Origin of the sequence: Pseudomonas luteola NBRC 103146 (genome assembly GCF_002091675.1) — a bacterium.
In the GTDB taxonomy this organism is placed as follows: domain Bacteria; phylum Pseudomonadota; class Gammaproteobacteria; order Pseudomonadales; family Pseudomonadaceae; genus Chryseomonas; species Chryseomonas luteola.
Map to the genome: position 1 here is coordinate 374,339 of NZ_BDAE01000003.1, position 15,156 is coordinate 389,494.

Below are 15,156 nucleotides of genomic sequence, written 5' to 3' on the forward strand. Positions count from 1 at the left end.
TTTAGCGCCTAATAAAAGTTGATTGGAGTAATACATTTGAGCTTGCCGTAGAGTCGTTAGTATCGACCGCAGCGCCGTAGCCTTCTGCTTCTATTCTTAATAGCGCTACTTCAATTGGTTGGCCTGCAATTAAAGGGTCTCCTGGTTTTATAATGGTAACGCCGGGAATGGGGGTGATTTTAAATCTTGGTTTGCTTACGCCTACAAGATTCTCGACACTTTGCCAGCTTCTTTCAGTAGAGGTGTTCTGCCAAAAGCTGACTTCTTTACTCAGAACGAGCGCTTCAGCTTGGCGCATAGCTGTTTCTGCGCCTTGGAAAGCTAAATTTTGATCGCGCATGTTTCCAGCCATCCGCTCTTGTAATGACGTGACGCGCATGCTGCTTATACCAATAATAGTCATTAGCAGGAGCACGATAAGGGCGACAAGAAGAACAGCACCTTTTTCTCTATTAGGAAAGAATTCTGTTCTCATGGCAGGCGATTCCGTATTCCTACAGTGATAGAAAAAACCTGAGCTAAACGGCCATTGTTAATGGTGATGTCTTGGCCGTTAAACCTTACTACTTGATTTGGTGAAACAACATTAGTGTCATTGCTAGTGGCTAGTAGGGTTATTTTTACAGAAACCACACTTGACCAATCGGTAATATTATTGGCGTCTAGATAATCTCCAGTAATATTTCCTTTATTGTCACCTTGGGCATATTTTATTTGCATGTTTTGTATGCCCTCTACAATCTCTTCGGTAACTATGTCTGAAGGGTTGTCATAACGAACTCGCCATAAAGATGGAGTGTTGTTACTGCCGTTATCAATGTAGTAGATTGAGCTTTGATATTTAAGTAGATCTGCTTTTTGACTATAAGCGTATCGAAATTCGTTTGAAGAGCTTATAGACAGTGATGTTGCAGTTTTCTGATTTTGAAAGATGTCACATCCAACTGGCTCAGCTATAACTAGAAGTGTGCCAAAAGCTAGTTTTGTAGCTGTGGTTGTCGTAATCGTATCATTAGTTGGCGCGGATGCTAATGTGACGCCTGCAGAGTTAGCGGCATGTTTAAGCAAAACCATATCTGTTCCAGATAACCTTTTTGAGGCTGGAAACCAGCTAGGTAGTGCAGAGTCGGCTTCACTATTATCCCAGCCTTTAATGCCAGATATTAAAATATATCTTTCATCATTATTAAGTGGTGAAGACAGATTATTTAAACTTCCAACGCACTCGCCTCGGTAAGAAGCATTACGAATGTCAAAAGTCAAAAAATCCATTGCAAATCGGCCGGACTCTTGGACTTTAGAAAGGGCAAGGTTTGTAGTATAGGTGTTTTTACTTGACAAAAATATTTGTAGAACGCCGCCAATTAGAAGAAGGCCTAATACCATTGCCACCATTAGTTCGACTAATGACAGACCACTTTGCTTGGTCTGAAAAAAAACTCTCATAGCTGGGTCCGGTAGGTGAATATAAAGTCTTGATCTGTGTCTTGGGCTGAAGAGCCTCTAATTCTGGCACGGTTATCGTTCCATTTTATGGAGATGACAAAGATTTTGTTGCTGTATTCTATTTTTCCTGTCCCGTCAGGAAGCAGGCTTGCAAGTGAGTTCAGCCACTCTGCCTTATCTTTCTCAGCGCGTACTGCGTTGGCAGTATTGTTTGTTGTGGAGGAAGAGGGAAAAGAACTTATATTGTAACTTCCTGCTAAGGCCGCTGTGCGGTTAGCTCGCATGCGATCTGCCATATCCCCAGCTAAGAGTGTCGCTTGTGATCTGTAATAAGCGCCTTGGTTGCTCTTAATGCTAGTTGATTGCAAACCTGCAAGGCCTAAAAGCCCTACTGCAAGAATAAAAACAGTAACTAGGACTTCAATAAGTGTAGCGCCTCTTTGGCAAGTGTTTTTCATTGGGATTTACACGCTATGCCTGTGCTGCCTGTAGAGGTAACAGACACCGTTGGTTTTTCGTCATTTTTTTTGCAATTTGTCGGGCTAATAACTAGTTTGCCTCCGGCAGTAGCTGCTCCATTAGGCAAAAAAGTAAATCCAGTGGCAGGATCGGCCTCGACATTTAATGATTGAGCATCCCAAACGCGAATCACATCGCCGCCTACTTGGCGAATCAACCAGCCATTAGACCAGTCTGTCCCGTTATCACAGGCAGTACCTGCTTCATTACGACGGCAGACAATCACATTCTTGCGCCGTTTTAGTGCTTCAGAACGAGCAATCTGAAGCGTGCCGTTGAGTTCATTAACGAGGGCGTTCGCGCGGGAGCTTTGAATTAAGTTGCTGAATGATGGCACCGCAATAGTAAGTACAATCGCAAGGACTGCTACAGTCACCATGAGCTCGATTAGCGTAAAGCCGCGTACGGAACGCATCCTTGATTCCTTGCAGAGAAATAATCGGCATGATGCCTTTGCAGATCAGGTTGCTCAAAAACACAGGTGACGTCTGGTCAATTGTTTTATCTGTGTGGTCACCAAGCCATTTCCTCTAGCATCGGCTACCAGTCGGAGCAGACTGTATCCGTACTCTACCTGCTTTATTAATCACCACCTGTTTTAGGGCTTCGCTGTTTCGACAGAGAGTAAAGGTGCCGTTCTGATAATCAGTAGCGCCGTTAGGCTTGAAGGTCAGGAAGGGGCGTGCGCGAAAACCGGACCAGTGCCAACTGTAGCCAGTCGGTATATTTTCGCTTGATACAATATTATGTATTTCATCAGTCTGCTCGTGTTGGTTTGCAGTCTGGTAAACCAGCATCGCTCCTTGCCAGATGAAAGAGCTACTGCAACTACCCTGGCTTTCGTGACAGACAGTTGTGCTTCTATTTTGCGTTATAGCCTGAAAGCGGGCGCGGTAAAGCGTCTGAGCTAATCGGTTAGTAGCTTCGTACTGTGTTATTCGGTCTGTAAGCGCGCTAAAGGAAGGTATGGCGATGCCAATGGTAACGCTAAGAACAACGATAGTTGTAAGTAGTTCGATAAGGCTGAAGCCTTGTTGATAGACTTTCATTAACGGCGTCCATGTACGTGAAGTCAGTTTAGCCATCCTGGCATGATGGCTTTTTGCTCCTGTATGCATTACTTGTCAATTGAGCGGTTATTGAGGTGTGACGTGGTTTTTGAGGTGGCGATCATTGGTGGGGGCGTTATTGGCCTGCTTTCGACTTTGCAGCTCGCCTTGGCAGGGCAGAAAGTCTTGCTTCTGGAAAGAGCAGAGCTTGGTCAGGAGGCCTCCTGGGCCGGCGGAGGTATCGTTTCTCCGCTTTATCCCTGGCGCTACAGCGCTCCCGTCACCGCGTTGGCGCACTGGTCTCAAGATTTCTACCCGGAACTTGGCACTCAGCTTTTCGAAAGGACAGGTGTAGATCCTGAAGTCCATGTAACAGGGCTGTATTGGCTGGATCTTGATGATGAAGCTGAGGCGCTTGCCTGGGCCAAAGACAAACAACGGCCTCTGGCCTCGGTACCTATTCAAGAGGCCTATTCCCACGTTCCGGTATTAGGGGAGGGCTTCAAGAAGGCTATTTATATGGCGGATGTGGCTAATGTTAGAAACCCGCGGCTGGTTAAGTCCCTTCATGCCGCTCTGGCTGCTATGCCCAACGTAACCATAAAGACTGGAAGCGAAGTGCAGGCATTTCTTCAGGAAGGGGACGCTGTCACCGGTGTTTATGTGGATGGCATTGCCGTCCAGTCTAAGCATGTTGTGGTTTCAGCGGGAGCATGGAGCGGCTCGTTATTGAAGAGCGTCGGCATCAGCTTGCCTGTCGAGCCGGTTAAGGGCCAGATGATGCTATTCAAATGCGCAGATGATTTTCTGCCCAGTATGGTGCTGGCGAAAGGGCGCTATGCCATCCCGCGGCGAGATGGACATATTCTGGTAGGCAGTACATTGGAGCATGCAGGCTTTGACAAGAAGCCTACCCAGGCAGCGCACGAAAGTCTTTTGCGTTCAGCCATCGAGCTGTTGCCTGCACTGAAAGGTAGCCCAATGGTCGCTCATTGGGCTGGGCTACGACCAGGATCGCCTGAAGGCATTCCCTATATTGGCCAAGTATCCGCGCGGCCTGGCTTGTGGCTCAACTGCGGTCATTATCGTAACGGTTTGGTTTTGGCGCCTGCCTCCTGCCAGCTGTTGACTAATCTGATCACAGGGGAGGCGCCTATCATCGATCCGGCACCTTATCTGCCGGATTCACGGCTGGAGATCAGCTACGTGTAATCAATCGATGCCCAGCTTTTTCAGGCGATACCGCATCGAGCGGAAGGAAAGCCCGAGCCGTTCAGCGGCAGCTGTACGGTTCCAGCGCGTCTCCTCAAGCGCTTGCATGATCAGCTTTCGCTCAATCTCCTCCAGATAATCCTCAAGATTACTGATATTGGCCAGACTGGTTTCGCCAGTGCTGGACGACTGAGGAGTATCTGCAAGGCGCAAATCGCTTGGTTTGATCAGGTTGTCTTCACAAAGGGTATAGGCTCGCTCAAGCATGTTCTCCAACTCGCGAACATTACCCGGAAAGCGATAGCTCTTGAGTTTGGCGAGAGCATCATCTGTCAGCTGGGCCAGATCCTGTTGTGATTCCTTGGCGAGACGCTTCAGGATAGTCGAGCACAGTTCCGCAATGTCTTCGCGTCGTTCACGTAGCGGAGGGACGCGAAGTTCGATGACGTTGAGGCGATAAAACAAGTCTTGCCGGAAGCGATCAGCGGCTACTTCGGCGGCCAGATCTTTATGTGTGGCACTTAATATCCGCACATCCAGCGCTACTTCCTGTTGCCCACCGACGGTGGGTACAGCCTTTTCCTGAATGGCGCGAAGCAGTTTTACCTGCATGGCTAGCGGCAGATCGGCGACTTCATCCAGAAATAAAGTACCGCCCTGGGCGGCCTGGAATAGGCCCTGCTTGTCTTCAATGGCACCCGTAAAGCTGCCTTTTTTGTGACCAAAAAACTCGCTTTCCATCAGCTCTGATGGAATGGCGCCACAGTTGACCGGAATAAAAGGGCAATCCGCACGAGGGCCTTGCTCGTGAATCAGTCGGGCGACCAGCTCTTTACCGCTGCCGGACTCACCGCTGATATAGACGGGCGCCTGGCTGCGAGCGAGTTTGCCGATCTGAGCCCGTAGCGTACGCATGGGCGGTGAGTCACCCAGCAGCCTGTGATATGCCACCTTGATGGGGGCAGGCGCTGAGCTGCTCAGGCGTAAGGCGGTGCTTACAAGCTCTCGGAGCCGAGGAAGATCAACAGGTTTGGTCAGGTAATCGAAGGCGCCCGCTTTCAATGCCTGGATGGCTGTATCCAGACTTCCAAAAGCGGTAATCATGGCTACAGGAACATTTGGATATTTCTGCTGGATGTATTGCACAAGATCAAGACCGGAGCCATCTGGAAGACGCATGTCGGTCAGACACAAGTCAAAGGATTCTCGAGCCAGCAGGTCCTTTGCGTCTTTCACGTTCTTTGCGCTAAAGGTGTCGAGCTTCATGCGACCCAATGTAATTTCTAACAGCTCTCGGATATCGGGTTCGTCATCAACGATCAGGACTTTCTGTCGATTCATGTTCAGCTCAACTTGCGCGGATGGGCAAAGGTAATGCGGAAGCAGCCGCCTTGTTCCTGCTGGCGGTAGTCGAGGCGGGCCTGGTTACTCTCGCATAATTCGCGGGAAATATAGAGGCCGAGCCCGGTTCCTTTGCTTTCGGTGGTAAAGAAGGGTTCGAAAAGGTTGGTGATCTGGTCTTCAGGTACACCTGGCCCATCATCAATGACATCCAATATGGGAAGGTCTGAGTCGGGGTCACGGAAGAGATCCAGCCACACTTGTCCCTTGCCGTGCAGCTTGCTGCTATGGCGTAGGCCATTTTGAACGAGGTTGGTTAGCACCTGAGTCAGCTGGCTAGGGGCCATGCGGGTCTGTATCGTACCTGATGTCGTTTGCACATAGACAAACTGTTGCTCACGTAGAGTGGTTCTGAATTCACCCGCAAAGCGGTGCACCCAGTATTTGAGGTCCAGCAGCTGGGGCTCTGCCTGGCGGCGTCTGGACAGTTGCAGGACATTCTCGATGATGATGTTCATGCGCCGGGAGTGATCCTGAATGATCTGGGCCAGGCGAAGATCATGCTGATCGAGTACTTCTGATTCCTGAAGAAGCTGTGCCGCGTGGCTTATGGCCCCCAGCGGGTTGCGAATTTCATGGGCAATGCCCGCCGTGAGGCGTCCCAATGATGCAAGCTTTAGCTGCTGGGCCTGCTGAGCAATACGGGAAATGTTTTCCAGAAAAATCAGAATATGCTGATTGCCGCTCCGCTGAATAGGGACGAAGCTGGGCTGGATCAGTGGGCCTTCGCTGAACGCTTGCATGGGTGCAGGACGAAGCGTTCGGTTCCTTTCCCACTGTTGTAGCCGGTCCATCAATTCGGGGCATTGATCATTCAACTCCCCGGTATCGAGTTCTGGATGACCGAGCAGCTCTCGAGCGGCAGGGTTGGCCAGAATAGGTGCCATTCTTGAGTCCAGAACCAGAATGCCGGTGCGCATACGGTCCAGGATCAGCGCATTCAGATTTTCCAGATCGGCAACAACGTGCGCCCGCTCTTCTGCCAGGGTCTGGCTTTTGGACAGCCGACTAACGAGACTTTGCACCAGAAATGCGGCGGCAAAGCACAGTGCGCCCAGGCCTCCCGCCTGAACATACTGATTGGCCTCTGAAGGAAGGCTAAGCGTTCTATAGGCGGTGGCATAAATGAGGGCAAGGGTAGCCAAGGCCGCCAACAGAATTCCAATACGCCCAACGAGAAGAATGTTGGCGATCGATACGGTAATGATGATGAGGTTGCCAATACCACTCGGTGTACCGCCAGCGCTGTACATGAGATAGGTCAGCAGCCCGATATCCACTAGAGCCAGGGCAAAGATCTGTTTTTGCTTGCGCAGTGGTGGCAGAAAAATCGCCAGGATATTACCCGCTAGGTAAATCCAGCTGCCGACCACAAAGTTTTTACCCTCGGTTACCTTCAGAAGGTTGTCGTCCAGATTGGTGGAAACCAGAAGGATAAAAACCAGCCCGACAATGACCCGGTAGTAGTGATACAACTTCAGGATACGACTGTCCTGCAGGTTGTAATGAAAAAAATCAGCGCTCACTGCTCAGGCTTTTTTGTAAGTGATCTTGGCAGCAGAACCAGAGCTCCCCGTGGGGTAGGGCTTTATCGCGAGGAATGTGTACCCCGCAGTGACCGCAGCGAACCATTGGCTGTGGTTTGGCTAGGCGTGTTTTCTGTGACTTCTGTGGTTTCGCCTGTAGCAGGCGGCGGCACAGCCATACAGCAGCGATAATCAGAGCTAGCCAGAAAAGCAGGCGAAACAAACCCATAGTGTTCTCTAAATAGTAGTACGGCCGTTACAAAATTCGTTTCGGGTGTTACGGCACATTAGAAGACTGCAAAAGTAAACTCCATCACAGCGTGTGATGGCCGTTGAAGCGTTATACCTCATCATGGTCTTCATATGAATGAGGTGTCTTATTTTGCGGACCTTCAGGAGTAAATAAAAAGGAGGCTTAAAGCCTCCTTTTTTGTTCAGGTTCGCATCAGTCGAAAAGACCAAACGTCAGACGGCTGAACCATGAGCGACGCGGAGCATCAGGATTTTCGGCCTCTCCAGCCGCAGGTTGATTCTCTGGAAGCAACTCCTGTGGAATTTCACGCTTCGCATCTTCGTATTGGCGCTGTACATCCTGAGCAGCTCGTGTCTCGCCTGGCGGGAGCGGCTCGCTGGGGCGATCAACCAGGCCGAGGGTTGCGCGTGCCAGCCACGAGCGATCATCCTCGCTACGCTGCTTGGGTTTGAACTCACCGTTATCCAGGCTTGGGTTGTCCGGATAGTTCATTTTTAGCGTTTCCAGGCTGGTAGCTGCCAGGTCGTTGAGGCCCAGATGCTGATAGGCCTCAGTCATGACTGCCAAGCCATCCCCTACCGATGGGGTGCCCTGAAAGTTTTCGACAACATAACGACCACGGTTGGCCGCAGCGACATAAGCCTTGCGGCGCAGGTAGTAATCGGCCACATGGACTTCATACGCTGCCAGCAGGTTGCGCAGATAGGTCATGCGCGCCTTGGCATCAGGTGCGTACCGGCTGTTTGGAAAACGGCTGGTGAACTGAGCAAAGTCATTGAATGAGTCACGGGCAGCACCCGGGTCACGCTTGGTCATATCCAATGGCAGGAAGCGCGCCAGAAGACTGCGGTCCTGTTCAAAGGATGCTACACCTTTCATGTAGTAGGCGTAGTCGACATTTGGATGCTGCGGGTGCAGACGAATGAAGCGGTCTGCCGATGTACGGGCAGCTTCAGGCTCTCCGTTCTTGTAGTTGGCATAGATAAGCTCAAGCTGAGACTGATCTGCATAACGGCCAAACGGATAGCGGGACTCAAGAGCCTTGAGTTTGCTGACAGCCTGGTTGTAGTTGTTGTTGTTCAAATCTTCCTGAGCTTGCTTGTAGAGCTCGGTTTCGCTCAGGTTTTCTGCCACTTCAGGTGCTTTGGAGGAACAGGCAGCGGTGAGGGCGAGGCTGGCGATCAGCAGCAGGTGCTTCAATTGCATGGCGGCTTTGCGTTCCCTGAAACGGTCGGCTGACGGAGCCGGAACCGTCCTGTTATGATGAACAACCCGGCATGAACATCATGCCAGGGCAAAAAGTTTTCGTATTTAACCACAGCGTGTGGCTGAAACCAAAAGCTACACGCCTTTGTTGGCTGCTATGTCCGATATTATCCAACTCAACGCCGAAGTGCCTACAGAACTCGGCGGTCAGCGTCTCGACCAGGTAGCGGCTCAGCTGTTCTCTGAATATTCCCGTTCTCGCCTGTCGTCCTGGATCAAGGAAGGCAGCCTAACTGTTGATGGCGCGATCCTGCGTCCACGTGATCTGGTGCATGGCGGCGCCGTACTGTCCTTGCGCGCGGAGCGAGAAGTGCAGGGCGATTGGGTGGCGCAGGATATCGAGCTCAATATCGTCTATGAGGACGACCATTTGCTCGTGCTGGATAAGCCTGCCGGGCTGGTCGTCCATCCTGCGGCAGGCCATGCGGACGGTACATTGCTCAACGCGTTACTTCACCACGTACCATCATTAGTAAATGTCCCTCGTGCCGGTATTGTCCATCGTCTGGACAAGGATACGACCGGCCTGATGGTTGTCGCCAAGACCCTGGAAGCACAAACCAATCTGGTGGCCCAGCTTCAGGCACGCTCCGTCAGTCGTGTTTATGAGGCGGTTGTAGCGGGCGTGGTGGTTTCCGGCGGTACGGTAGATGCGCCTATAGGCCGTCACTCCCAACGGCGCCAGCAAATGGCTGTGGTTACCGGTGGAAAGCCGGCGGTCAGCCATTATCGTGTCCTGGATCGATTCCGGGCTTATACGCATGTGCGCGTCAAGCTGGAGACTGGCAGGACTCACCAGATACGGGTCCATATGACCCACATCGGCTTTCCACTGGTAGGGGACCCGGTATACAGCGGGCGTTTCCGAATTCCGCCTGCTACCAACCCAACACTGGTCAAGACGCTTCGAGAGTTTCCTCGACAGGCGCTGCACGCCCGCTTCCTGGAACTCGATCACCCGGTGACGGGGGAGCGTATGAGCTGGGAGTCTCCTCTGCCTGAGGATATCGTCTGGCTGCTTAGCCTTTTGCGTCAGGATCGTGAGGCGTTTACCGGATGAATGACTGGCTGATTCCCGACTGGCCTGCGCCTGCCAATGTGAGAGGCTGCGTTACGACTCGGTCAGGGGGCGTCAGTCATGGGCCTTATCAGAGCCTTAATCTGGGCGATCATGTGCAGGATGATCCGGCCGCCGTGGCGGAAAACCGGCAACGGTTGGTCGACTCGCTAGGGTGTCGACCCGCCTGGCTAAAGCAGGTGCATGGGATTTCTGTCGTTGAGGCTGATCCGGCCCAAGTGCTTGAGGCTGATGCCTCCTGGACGTCGACGCCTGGCATTGCTGCAACGATCATGACGGCAGACTGCCTGCCTGTCTTTTTTTGTAATCGGCAAGGGACGCGTGTCGCGGCTGCTCATGCCGGATGGCGAGGGCTGGTAAGTGGTGTGCTCGAAGCAACGGCTGCGTCGCTTGAGTCGAGCCCTCGAGATATCCTGGTGTGGTTTGGGCCTGCAATCGGCCCTGACGCCTTTGAAGTTGGGGCTGAAGTGCGCGAGGCGTTCGTATCAGAGCATTCCCAGGCAAAAACAGCCTTCAAACACAGCGTCAATGACGGACGCTTCATGGCGAATATCTACCAGCTGGCGCGGTTGCGGCTGGAATCCATCGGCATTGATGCCATCTACGGTGGCGGATGGTGCACGTATACCGACACTGCGCGATTTTATTCCTTTAGGCGCTCCCCGCAGACAGGACGCCTGGCCAGCCTGATCTGGCTGACCCAACCTCTGGATGAGGCGTAATCCGACTGATCCAGGTCAAATGGCCAGCGCTTGAATCGAGCAGAATTGTCCTTATGTAAGAGACATCTCGGCGGGTAATCGTTGTGACGCTTTTTATGGTGCGTCCCTGACCCGCGCTCATATAAAGGACATAGTCATGCGAATTGACCGTTTAACCAGTAAATTGCAACTTGCGTTGGCCGACGCCCAATCCCTCGCGGTAGGGCATGACCATCCGGCCATCGAACCCGTGCATCTTTTTTCTGCCTTGCTGGATCAGCAGGGCGGCTCGATTCTACCGCTGCTTCGTCAGGTCGGCTTTGATATTCAGATGCTCCGCCAGGTCCTGACCAAGGAGTTGGACAGTCTGCCGAAGATTCAGAACCCTACCGGGGATGTCAGCCTGTCTCAGGATCTGGCGCGTCTGTTGAATCAGGCCGATCGGCTGGCTCAGCAGAAGGGAGACCAATTCATTTCAAGCGAACTGGTGCTGCTGTCTGCTATGGACGACAACACCAAGCTTGGCAAGATACTGCTGGCGCAGGGTGTTTCCCGCAAGGCTCTGGAAAATGCCGTCAACAACCTGCGCGGCGGTGACGCTGTCAACGATCCTAATGCTGAGGAGTCCCGTCAGGCGTTGGATAAGTTTACGGTTGACCTTACCAAGCGCGCGGAGGAGGGCAAGCTTGACCCTGTGATCGGTCGTGACGACGAGATTCGCCGCACTATCCAGGTTCTGCAGCGCCGTACCAAGAATAACCCGGTGCTGATCGGTGAGCCGGGCGTTGGTAAAACAGCCATTGTTGAAGGGCTGGCTCAGCGGATCGTCAACGGTGAAGTGCCCGATGGCCTGAAGGATAAGCGTCTGTTAGCCCTGGACATGGGATCTCTGATTGCCGGTGCCAAATTCCGGGGAGAGTTCGAGGAGCGCCTCAAGGGGGTGTTGAATGAGCTTTCCAAGCAGGAAGGGCGTGTCATCCTCTTTATCGATGAGCTCCATACCATGGTGGGTGCCGGTAAGGCGGAAGGCGCCATGGACGCAGGTAACATGCTCAAGCCTGCATTGGCTCGTGGCGAGCTGCATTGTGTAGGCGCTACCACGCTTGACGAGTATCGCCAGTACATTGAAAAGGACGCCGCCTTGGAGCGTCGTTTCCAGAAAGTCCTGGTCGATGAGCCGAGCGAGGAGGATACCATTGCGATCCTGCGCGGCTTGAAAGAGCGGTATGAAGTGCATCACAAGGTCGCGATTACTGATGGGGCCATCATTGCGGCCGCCAAGCTGTCGCATCGCTACATTACGGATCGGCAACTGCCCGACAAGGCAATTGACCTGATCGACGAGGCCGCAAGCCGTATTCGGATGGAAATCGACTCCAAGCCCGAAGCGCTTGACCGCCTGGAGCGTCGTTTGATCCAGCTGAAGGTTGAGCAGGAAGCGCTCAAGAAAGAAAGTGACGAAGGTGCCCTGAAGCGTCTTGGCAAGCTGCGTGAAGACATCGCCCGGCTTGAGCAGGAGTATGCCGATCTGGAAGAGGTCTGGAAGGCTGAGAAGGCGGAGGTTCAAGGCTCTGCGCAATTGCAGCAGAAGATTGAGCAAGCCAAGCAGGAGCTTGAGTTGGCGCGCCGTAAGGGTGATCTCAACCGTATGGCAGAATTGCAATACGGCGTCATTCCTGACCTTGAGCGTAGCCTGCAGATGGTGGACCAACATGAAAAGCCGGCCAACCAGCTGCTGCGCAACAAGGTGACCGAGGACGAAATTGCTGAAGTGGTCTCCAAGTGGACGGGCATTCCGGTCAGCAAAATGCTCGAAGGCGAGCGTGACAAGCTGCTGCGCATGGAAGATGCGCTTCATCAGCGTGTCATTGGGCAGAATGAGGCGGTGACGGCGGTAGCGAACGCGGTCAGACGCTCCCGTGCAGGATTGGCTGATCCGAACCGGCCGAGCGGGTCGTTCCTGTTCCTGGGCCCAACCGGGGTGGGTAAGACCGAGCTTTGCAAAGCGTTAGCTGAGTTCCTGTTCGATACAGAAGACGCCATGATTCGTATCGACATGTCTGAGTTCATGGAGAAGCATTCCGTTGCCCGTCTGATTGGTGCGCCTCCGGGATATGTAGGCTATGAGGAAGGTGGCTATCTCACCGAGGCGGTGCGGCGTAAGCCATACTCCGTGGTTCTGCTGGATGAAGTGGAAAAGGCGCATCCGGATGTATTCAACATTCTGCTGCAAGTACTGGATGATGGCCGCCTGACCGATAGTCAAGGGCGTACTGTCGACTTCCGTAATGCGGTTATTGTCATGACTTCGAACCTGGGGTCAGCGCAAATACAGGAGTTGGTTGGCGACCCGGAAGCTCAGCGTGCTGCTGTCATGGATGCGGTCTCGGCCCACTTCCGGCCGGAGTTCATCAACCGGATCGACGAGGTGGTTGTGTTCGAACCGCTCGGTCGTGATCAGATCGCCGGTATCGCTGATATTCAACTGAGCCGCCTGCGTCAGCGTCTGGCTGAGCGTGAGCTGGATCTGGCGCTTTCGGCAGAGGCAATGAACAAGCTGGTTGCAGTAGGTTACGACCCTGTCTATGGGGCGCGTCCGTTGAAGCGTGCCATACAGCGCTGGATCGAGAACCCTCTTGCCCAACAGATTCTGTCTGGGCAGTTTGTCCCGGGCAGCAAGATAGAGGCGAGGGTAGAGGGCGAAGACATCGTATTTGCTTAGTCTGCTAAAGGGCGCCTTAAGGCGCCCTTTGCGTTTCCAGACGAGGTGTATCTTAAGTGCATGAATTTTTTGCAATAAAATTTGCTAAAGGGTGTTGACACAGGAATCAATACCCGTAAAATGGCGCACCTCAGCTGATGCAGCGCAGCTTAACGCTGAAGAGCAAAGGTTGAGATTGGAAGCTTAGAAGTTCCGCGATAGCTCAGTCGGTAGAGCAAATGACTGTTAATCATTGGGTCCCTGGTTCGAGTCCAGGTCGCGGAGCCAACTTCCTTGTCGGGGTATAGCGCAGCCCGGTAGCGCGCCTGCTTTGGGAGCAGGATGTCGGGAGTTCGAATCCCCCTACCCCGACCATTAAGTGGGTCGTTAGCTCAGTCGGTAGAGCAGTTGGCTTTTAACCAATTGGTCGTAGGTTCGAATCCTACACGACCCACCACTTTCTTCTCCAAGCGTTAACCTCTTAAGCATTTCTGCTAAGCAGCGAGTTCTTCGCTGTGTCTCGTTTTAAAATCTTCTTCTTTTCAGCACACATTTGTTTGGCGCAGCGCTATTTGCTTTGTGCAAATTCGTCATATCCAGGGTTTTGTGCCCTGCCTGCACCTTGCAAACAGGGCATCTACCATTTAATGCAGCTTTAGCCTTGGCTTGAGTGTATGGCCCAAGTGATCGCTAATGATCAGCAGCAAGGTTCTGAAGTTTCCATAGAGCGCCCGCTGGTGCAGCCGATAGAGTGACACGTAAAACATGCGCGCCAGCCAGCCTTCCAGCATGACGTTCCCGGTCAGATTGCCCATCAGGTTGCCCACGGCTGAATAACGCGAAAGCGAGATCAGAGAGCCGTAATCCTTATAGTGGTATTCAGGCAGCGCTTCGCCCTTCAGGCGGGCCGTTATGGATTTCACCAGCAGAGAGGCCTGTTGGTGGGCGGCCTGTGCCCGAGGCGGGACATTACGATTGTCCTCTCCAGACATGGGGCACGCCGCGCAATCACCAAAGGCAAAGATGTCATCATCCTGCGTGGTTTGAAGCGTAGGACGTACCACCAATTGATTGATTCGATTGCTTTCCAGCCCGTCCATGTTAGCTAGAAACTCCGGTGCACGAATGCCAGCTGCCCATACCTTAAGCTTGGCGGGAATGAATTCGCCGCTCTTGGTGGTCAGGCCGTCTTCCGTAATAGAGCTTACGGCTGCGCCCGTCATGAGGCGGACGCCTAGTTTCTGCAGCTGTTGAGCGACCGGCTCTCCAATGCGTTCGGGTAATACCGGCAATACACGTGGGCCTGCTTCGATGATCGTGATGCGAAGGTCTTCCGGGCGAATACGATTCAAGCCGTAGGAGACCAACTGCTGAGCGGTATTGCGAAGTTCTGCTGCCAGCTCCACGCCAGTAGCGCCAGCGCCAACAATCGCGATATCAATGGGCGCTGCCGTTTCACTGCTTGCCTGAGCATGCAGATATTGATTGAGCAGCTGCTGATGAAAGCGCTCGGCCTGGGCGCGGGTATCCAGAAACAGGCAGTGCTCTGCAGCGCCAGGCGTGCCGAAGTCGTTTGTTTTACTGCCGATGGAAATAACGAGCGTGTCATAGGGCATGGTTCGCTCAGCAAGAACTTCCTTGCCTTGCTCGTCGGTGATAGGTGCAAGACGAATGCGCTTATTTGCTCTGTCCAGGCCAGTCAGGCGACCTAGCTGAAACTCAAAATGATTCCATTTGGCCTGGGCGACATAATTGAGTTCGTCGGCTGAGGAATTCAGGGAGCCTGCGGCGATTTCATGCATGAGCGGCTTCCAGATATGGGTCAGGTTGGCATCAACCAGCGTGACATGTGCCTGGTTGCGCTTACCGAACTTTCTGCCCAGGCGGGTAGCCAGCTCTAAGCCCCCAGCGCCGCCGCCGACGATTACGATTCGATGTGTCATGGTGTTTCATACTCATAGTGTTGGAATTCTTTGGCGCGGGCAGCCAAGGCGCCTGCGGTGA

14 protein-coding genes and 3 tRNA genes are annotated in these 15,156 nt (G+C 52.9%); 7 read left to right on the forward strand and 10 right to left on the reverse strand.

Annotated features, from left to right (window positions below; translation table 11 throughout):
• Position 1 precedes the first annotated feature (1 nt).
• The 5 genes from PLU01S_RS06225 to PLU01S_RS06245 form a co-directional block, all read right to left on the reverse strand.
• A complete protein-coding gene (locus PLU01S_RS06225; protein ID WP_074822872.1) occupies positions 2 to 475 on the reverse strand; it encodes a pilus assembly PilX family protein in 474 nt (157 codons plus the stop codon).
• Entirely contained in the window at positions 472 to 1,446 is a 975-nt protein-coding gene (locus PLU01S_RS06230; protein ID WP_074822868.1) for a PilW family protein, read from the reverse strand. Before PLU01S_RS06230 ends, PLU01S_RS06225 begins: the two co-directional genes overlap by 4 nt.
• Complete coding sequence (gene pilV, locus PLU01S_RS06235; protein WP_074822862.1) at positions 1,443 to 1,904, reverse strand: type IV pilus modification protein PilV; 462 nt, start codon at positions 1,902 to 1,904, stop codon at positions 1,443 to 1,445. The genes PLU01S_RS06230 and pilV overlap by 4 nt, the downstream gene beginning before the upstream one ends.
• On the reverse strand, positions 1,901 to 2,380 hold the full coding sequence (locus PLU01S_RS06240) for a GspH/FimT family pseudopilin (protein ID WP_074822859.1): 480 nt from the start codon (positions 2,378 to 2,380) through the stop codon (positions 1,901 to 1,903). The genes pilV and PLU01S_RS06240 overlap by 4 nt, the downstream gene beginning before the upstream one ends.
• 115 nt (positions 2,381 to 2,495) lie before the next feature.
• Complete coding sequence (locus tag PLU01S_RS06245; RefSeq protein WP_074822856.1) at positions 2,496 to 3,014, reverse strand: GspH/FimT family pseudopilin; 519 nt, start codon at positions 3,012 to 3,014, stop codon at positions 2,496 to 2,498.
• Between the two features lie 102 nt (positions 3,015 to 3,116).
• On the opposite strand from PLU01S_RS06245, the gene thiO reads away from it, so the two are divergent.
• The gene (gene thiO, locus PLU01S_RS06250; protein ID WP_139208707.1) at positions 3,117 to 4,226 is read left to right on the forward strand and encodes a glycine oxidase ThiO; all 1,110 of its coding nucleotides are present in this window, start codon (positions 3,117 to 3,119) and stop codon (positions 4,224 to 4,226) included.
• Here thiO and PLU01S_RS06255 read toward each other — a convergent pair whose 3' ends face one another.
• The 4 genes from PLU01S_RS06255 to PLU01S_RS06270 all read right to left on the reverse strand — a co-directional run bounded on the left by PLU01S_RS06255 (position 4,227) and on the right by PLU01S_RS06270 (position 8,612).
• Positions 4,227 to 5,567: a sigma-54-dependent transcriptional regulator gene (locus PLU01S_RS06255; protein ID WP_084339926.1), complete on the reverse strand. Its 1,341-nt coding sequence runs from the start codon at positions 5,565 to 5,567 to the stop codon at positions 4,227 to 4,229.
• A 2-nt stretch (positions 5,568 to 5,569) separates the two neighbouring features.
• The gene (locus tag PLU01S_RS06260) at positions 5,570 to 7,153 is read right to left on the reverse strand and encodes a sensor histidine kinase (RefSeq protein WP_074822846.1); all 1,584 of its coding nucleotides are present in this window, start codon (positions 7,151 to 7,153) and stop codon (positions 5,570 to 5,572) included.
• Positions 7,143 to 7,382 carry a PP0621 family protein gene (locus PLU01S_RS26110; RefSeq protein ID WP_074822844.1) on the reverse strand — a complete coding sequence of 80 codons (240 nt, stop codon included), beginning with the start codon at positions 7,380 to 7,382 and terminating at the stop codon, positions 7,143 to 7,145. The genes PLU01S_RS06260 and PLU01S_RS26110 overlap by 11 nt, the downstream gene beginning before the upstream one ends.
• Before the next feature lie 216 nt (positions 7,383 to 7,598).
• A complete protein-coding gene (locus tag PLU01S_RS06270; protein WP_074822840.1) occupies positions 7,599 to 8,612 on the reverse strand; it encodes an outer membrane protein assembly factor BamD in 1,014 nt (337 codons plus the stop codon).
• 157 nt (positions 8,613 to 8,769) lie between these two features.
• Between PLU01S_RS06270 and rluD the strand changes: the two genes are divergently transcribed.
• The 6 genes from rluD (at position 8,770) to PLU01S_RS06300 (ending at position 13,609) form a co-directional block, all read left to right on the forward strand.
• Positions 8,770 to 9,732 (forward strand): 23S rRNA pseudouridine(1911/1915/1917) synthase RluD, encoded by a 963-nt coding sequence (rluD, locus tag PLU01S_RS06275; protein ID WP_074823465.1) that lies wholly within the window; start codon positions 8,770 to 8,772, stop codon positions 9,730 to 9,732.
• Positions 9,729 to 10,472, forward strand: a complete 744-nt coding sequence (pgeF, locus tag PLU01S_RS06280) for a peptidoglycan editing factor PgeF (protein ID WP_074822833.1) — start codon at positions 9,729 to 9,731, stop codon at positions 10,470 to 10,472. Before rluD ends, pgeF begins: the two co-directional genes overlap by 4 nt.
• Before the next feature lie 136 nt (positions 10,473 to 10,608).
• Complete coding sequence (gene clpB, locus PLU01S_RS06285; RefSeq protein ID WP_074822830.1) at positions 10,609 to 13,173, forward strand: ATP-dependent chaperone ClpB; 2,565 nt, start codon at positions 10,609 to 10,611, stop codon at positions 13,171 to 13,173.
• Between the two features lie 191 nt (positions 13,174 to 13,364).
• Positions 13,365 to 13,440, forward strand: a tRNA-Asn gene (locus PLU01S_RS06290).
• Between the two features lie 10 nt (positions 13,441 to 13,450).
• Positions 13,451 to 13,527, forward strand: a tRNA-Pro gene (locus PLU01S_RS06295).
• 6 nt (positions 13,528 to 13,533) lie between these two features.
• Positions 13,534 to 13,609 (forward strand) — tRNA-Lys (locus tag PLU01S_RS06300).
• Between the two features lie 187 nt (positions 13,610 to 13,796).
• Here the strand turns inward: PLU01S_RS06300 and PLU01S_RS06305 are convergent.
• A complete protein-coding gene (locus PLU01S_RS06305) occupies positions 13,797 to 15,095 on the reverse strand; it encodes an NAD(P)/FAD-dependent oxidoreductase (protein ID WP_074822826.1) in 1,299 nt (432 codons plus the stop codon).
• Between the last annotated feature and the right edge of the window lie 61 nt (positions 15,096 to 15,156).

Bases quoted from the DNA above. Each gene is read 5' to 3' on its own strand.
- PLU01S_RS06225 (WP_074822872.1), bottom strand. From the start codon at position 475: ATGAGAACAGAATTCTTTCCTAATAGAGAAAAAGGTGCTGTTCTTCTT.
- PLU01S_RS06230 (WP_074822868.1), bottom strand. From the start codon at position 1,446: ATGAGAGTTTTTTTTCAGACCAAGCAAAGTGGTCTGTCATTAGTCGAA.
- pilV (WP_074822862.1), bottom strand. From the start codon at position 1,904: ATGAAAAACACTTGCCAAAGAGGCGCTACACTTATTGAAGTCCTAGTT.
- PLU01S_RS06240 (WP_074822859.1), bottom strand. From the start codon at position 2,380: ATGCGTTCCGTACGCGGCTTTACGCTAATCGAGCTCATGGTGACTGTA.
- PLU01S_RS06245 (WP_074822856.1), bottom strand. From the start codon at position 3,014: ATGAAAGTCTATCAACAAGGCTTCAGCCTTATCGAACTACTTACAACT.
- PLU01S_RS06255 (WP_084339926.1), bottom strand. From the start codon at position 5,567: ATGAATCGACAGAAAGTCCTGATCGTTGATGACGAACCCGATATCCGA.
- PLU01S_RS26110 (WP_074822844.1), bottom strand. From the start codon at position 7,382: ATGGGTTTGTTTCGCCTGCTTTTCTGGCTAGCTCTGATTATCGCTGCT.
- PLU01S_RS06270 (WP_074822840.1), bottom strand. From the start codon at position 8,612: ATGCAATTGAAGCACCTGCTGCTGATCGCCAGCCTCGCCCTCACCGCT.
- rluD (WP_074823465.1), top strand. From the start codon at position 8,770: ATGTCCGATATTATCCAACTCAACGCCGAAGTGCCTACAGAACTCGGC.
- pgeF (WP_074822833.1), top strand. From the start codon at position 9,729: ATGAATGACTGGCTGATTCCCGACTGGCCTGCGCCTGCCAATGTGAGA.
- clpB (WP_074822830.1), top strand. From the start codon at position 10,609: ATGCGAATTGACCGTTTAACCAGTAAATTGCAACTTGCGTTGGCCGAC.
- PLU01S_RS06305 (WP_074822826.1), bottom strand. From the start codon at position 15,095: ATGACACATCGAATCGTAATCGTCGGCGGCGGCGCTGGGGGCTTAGAG.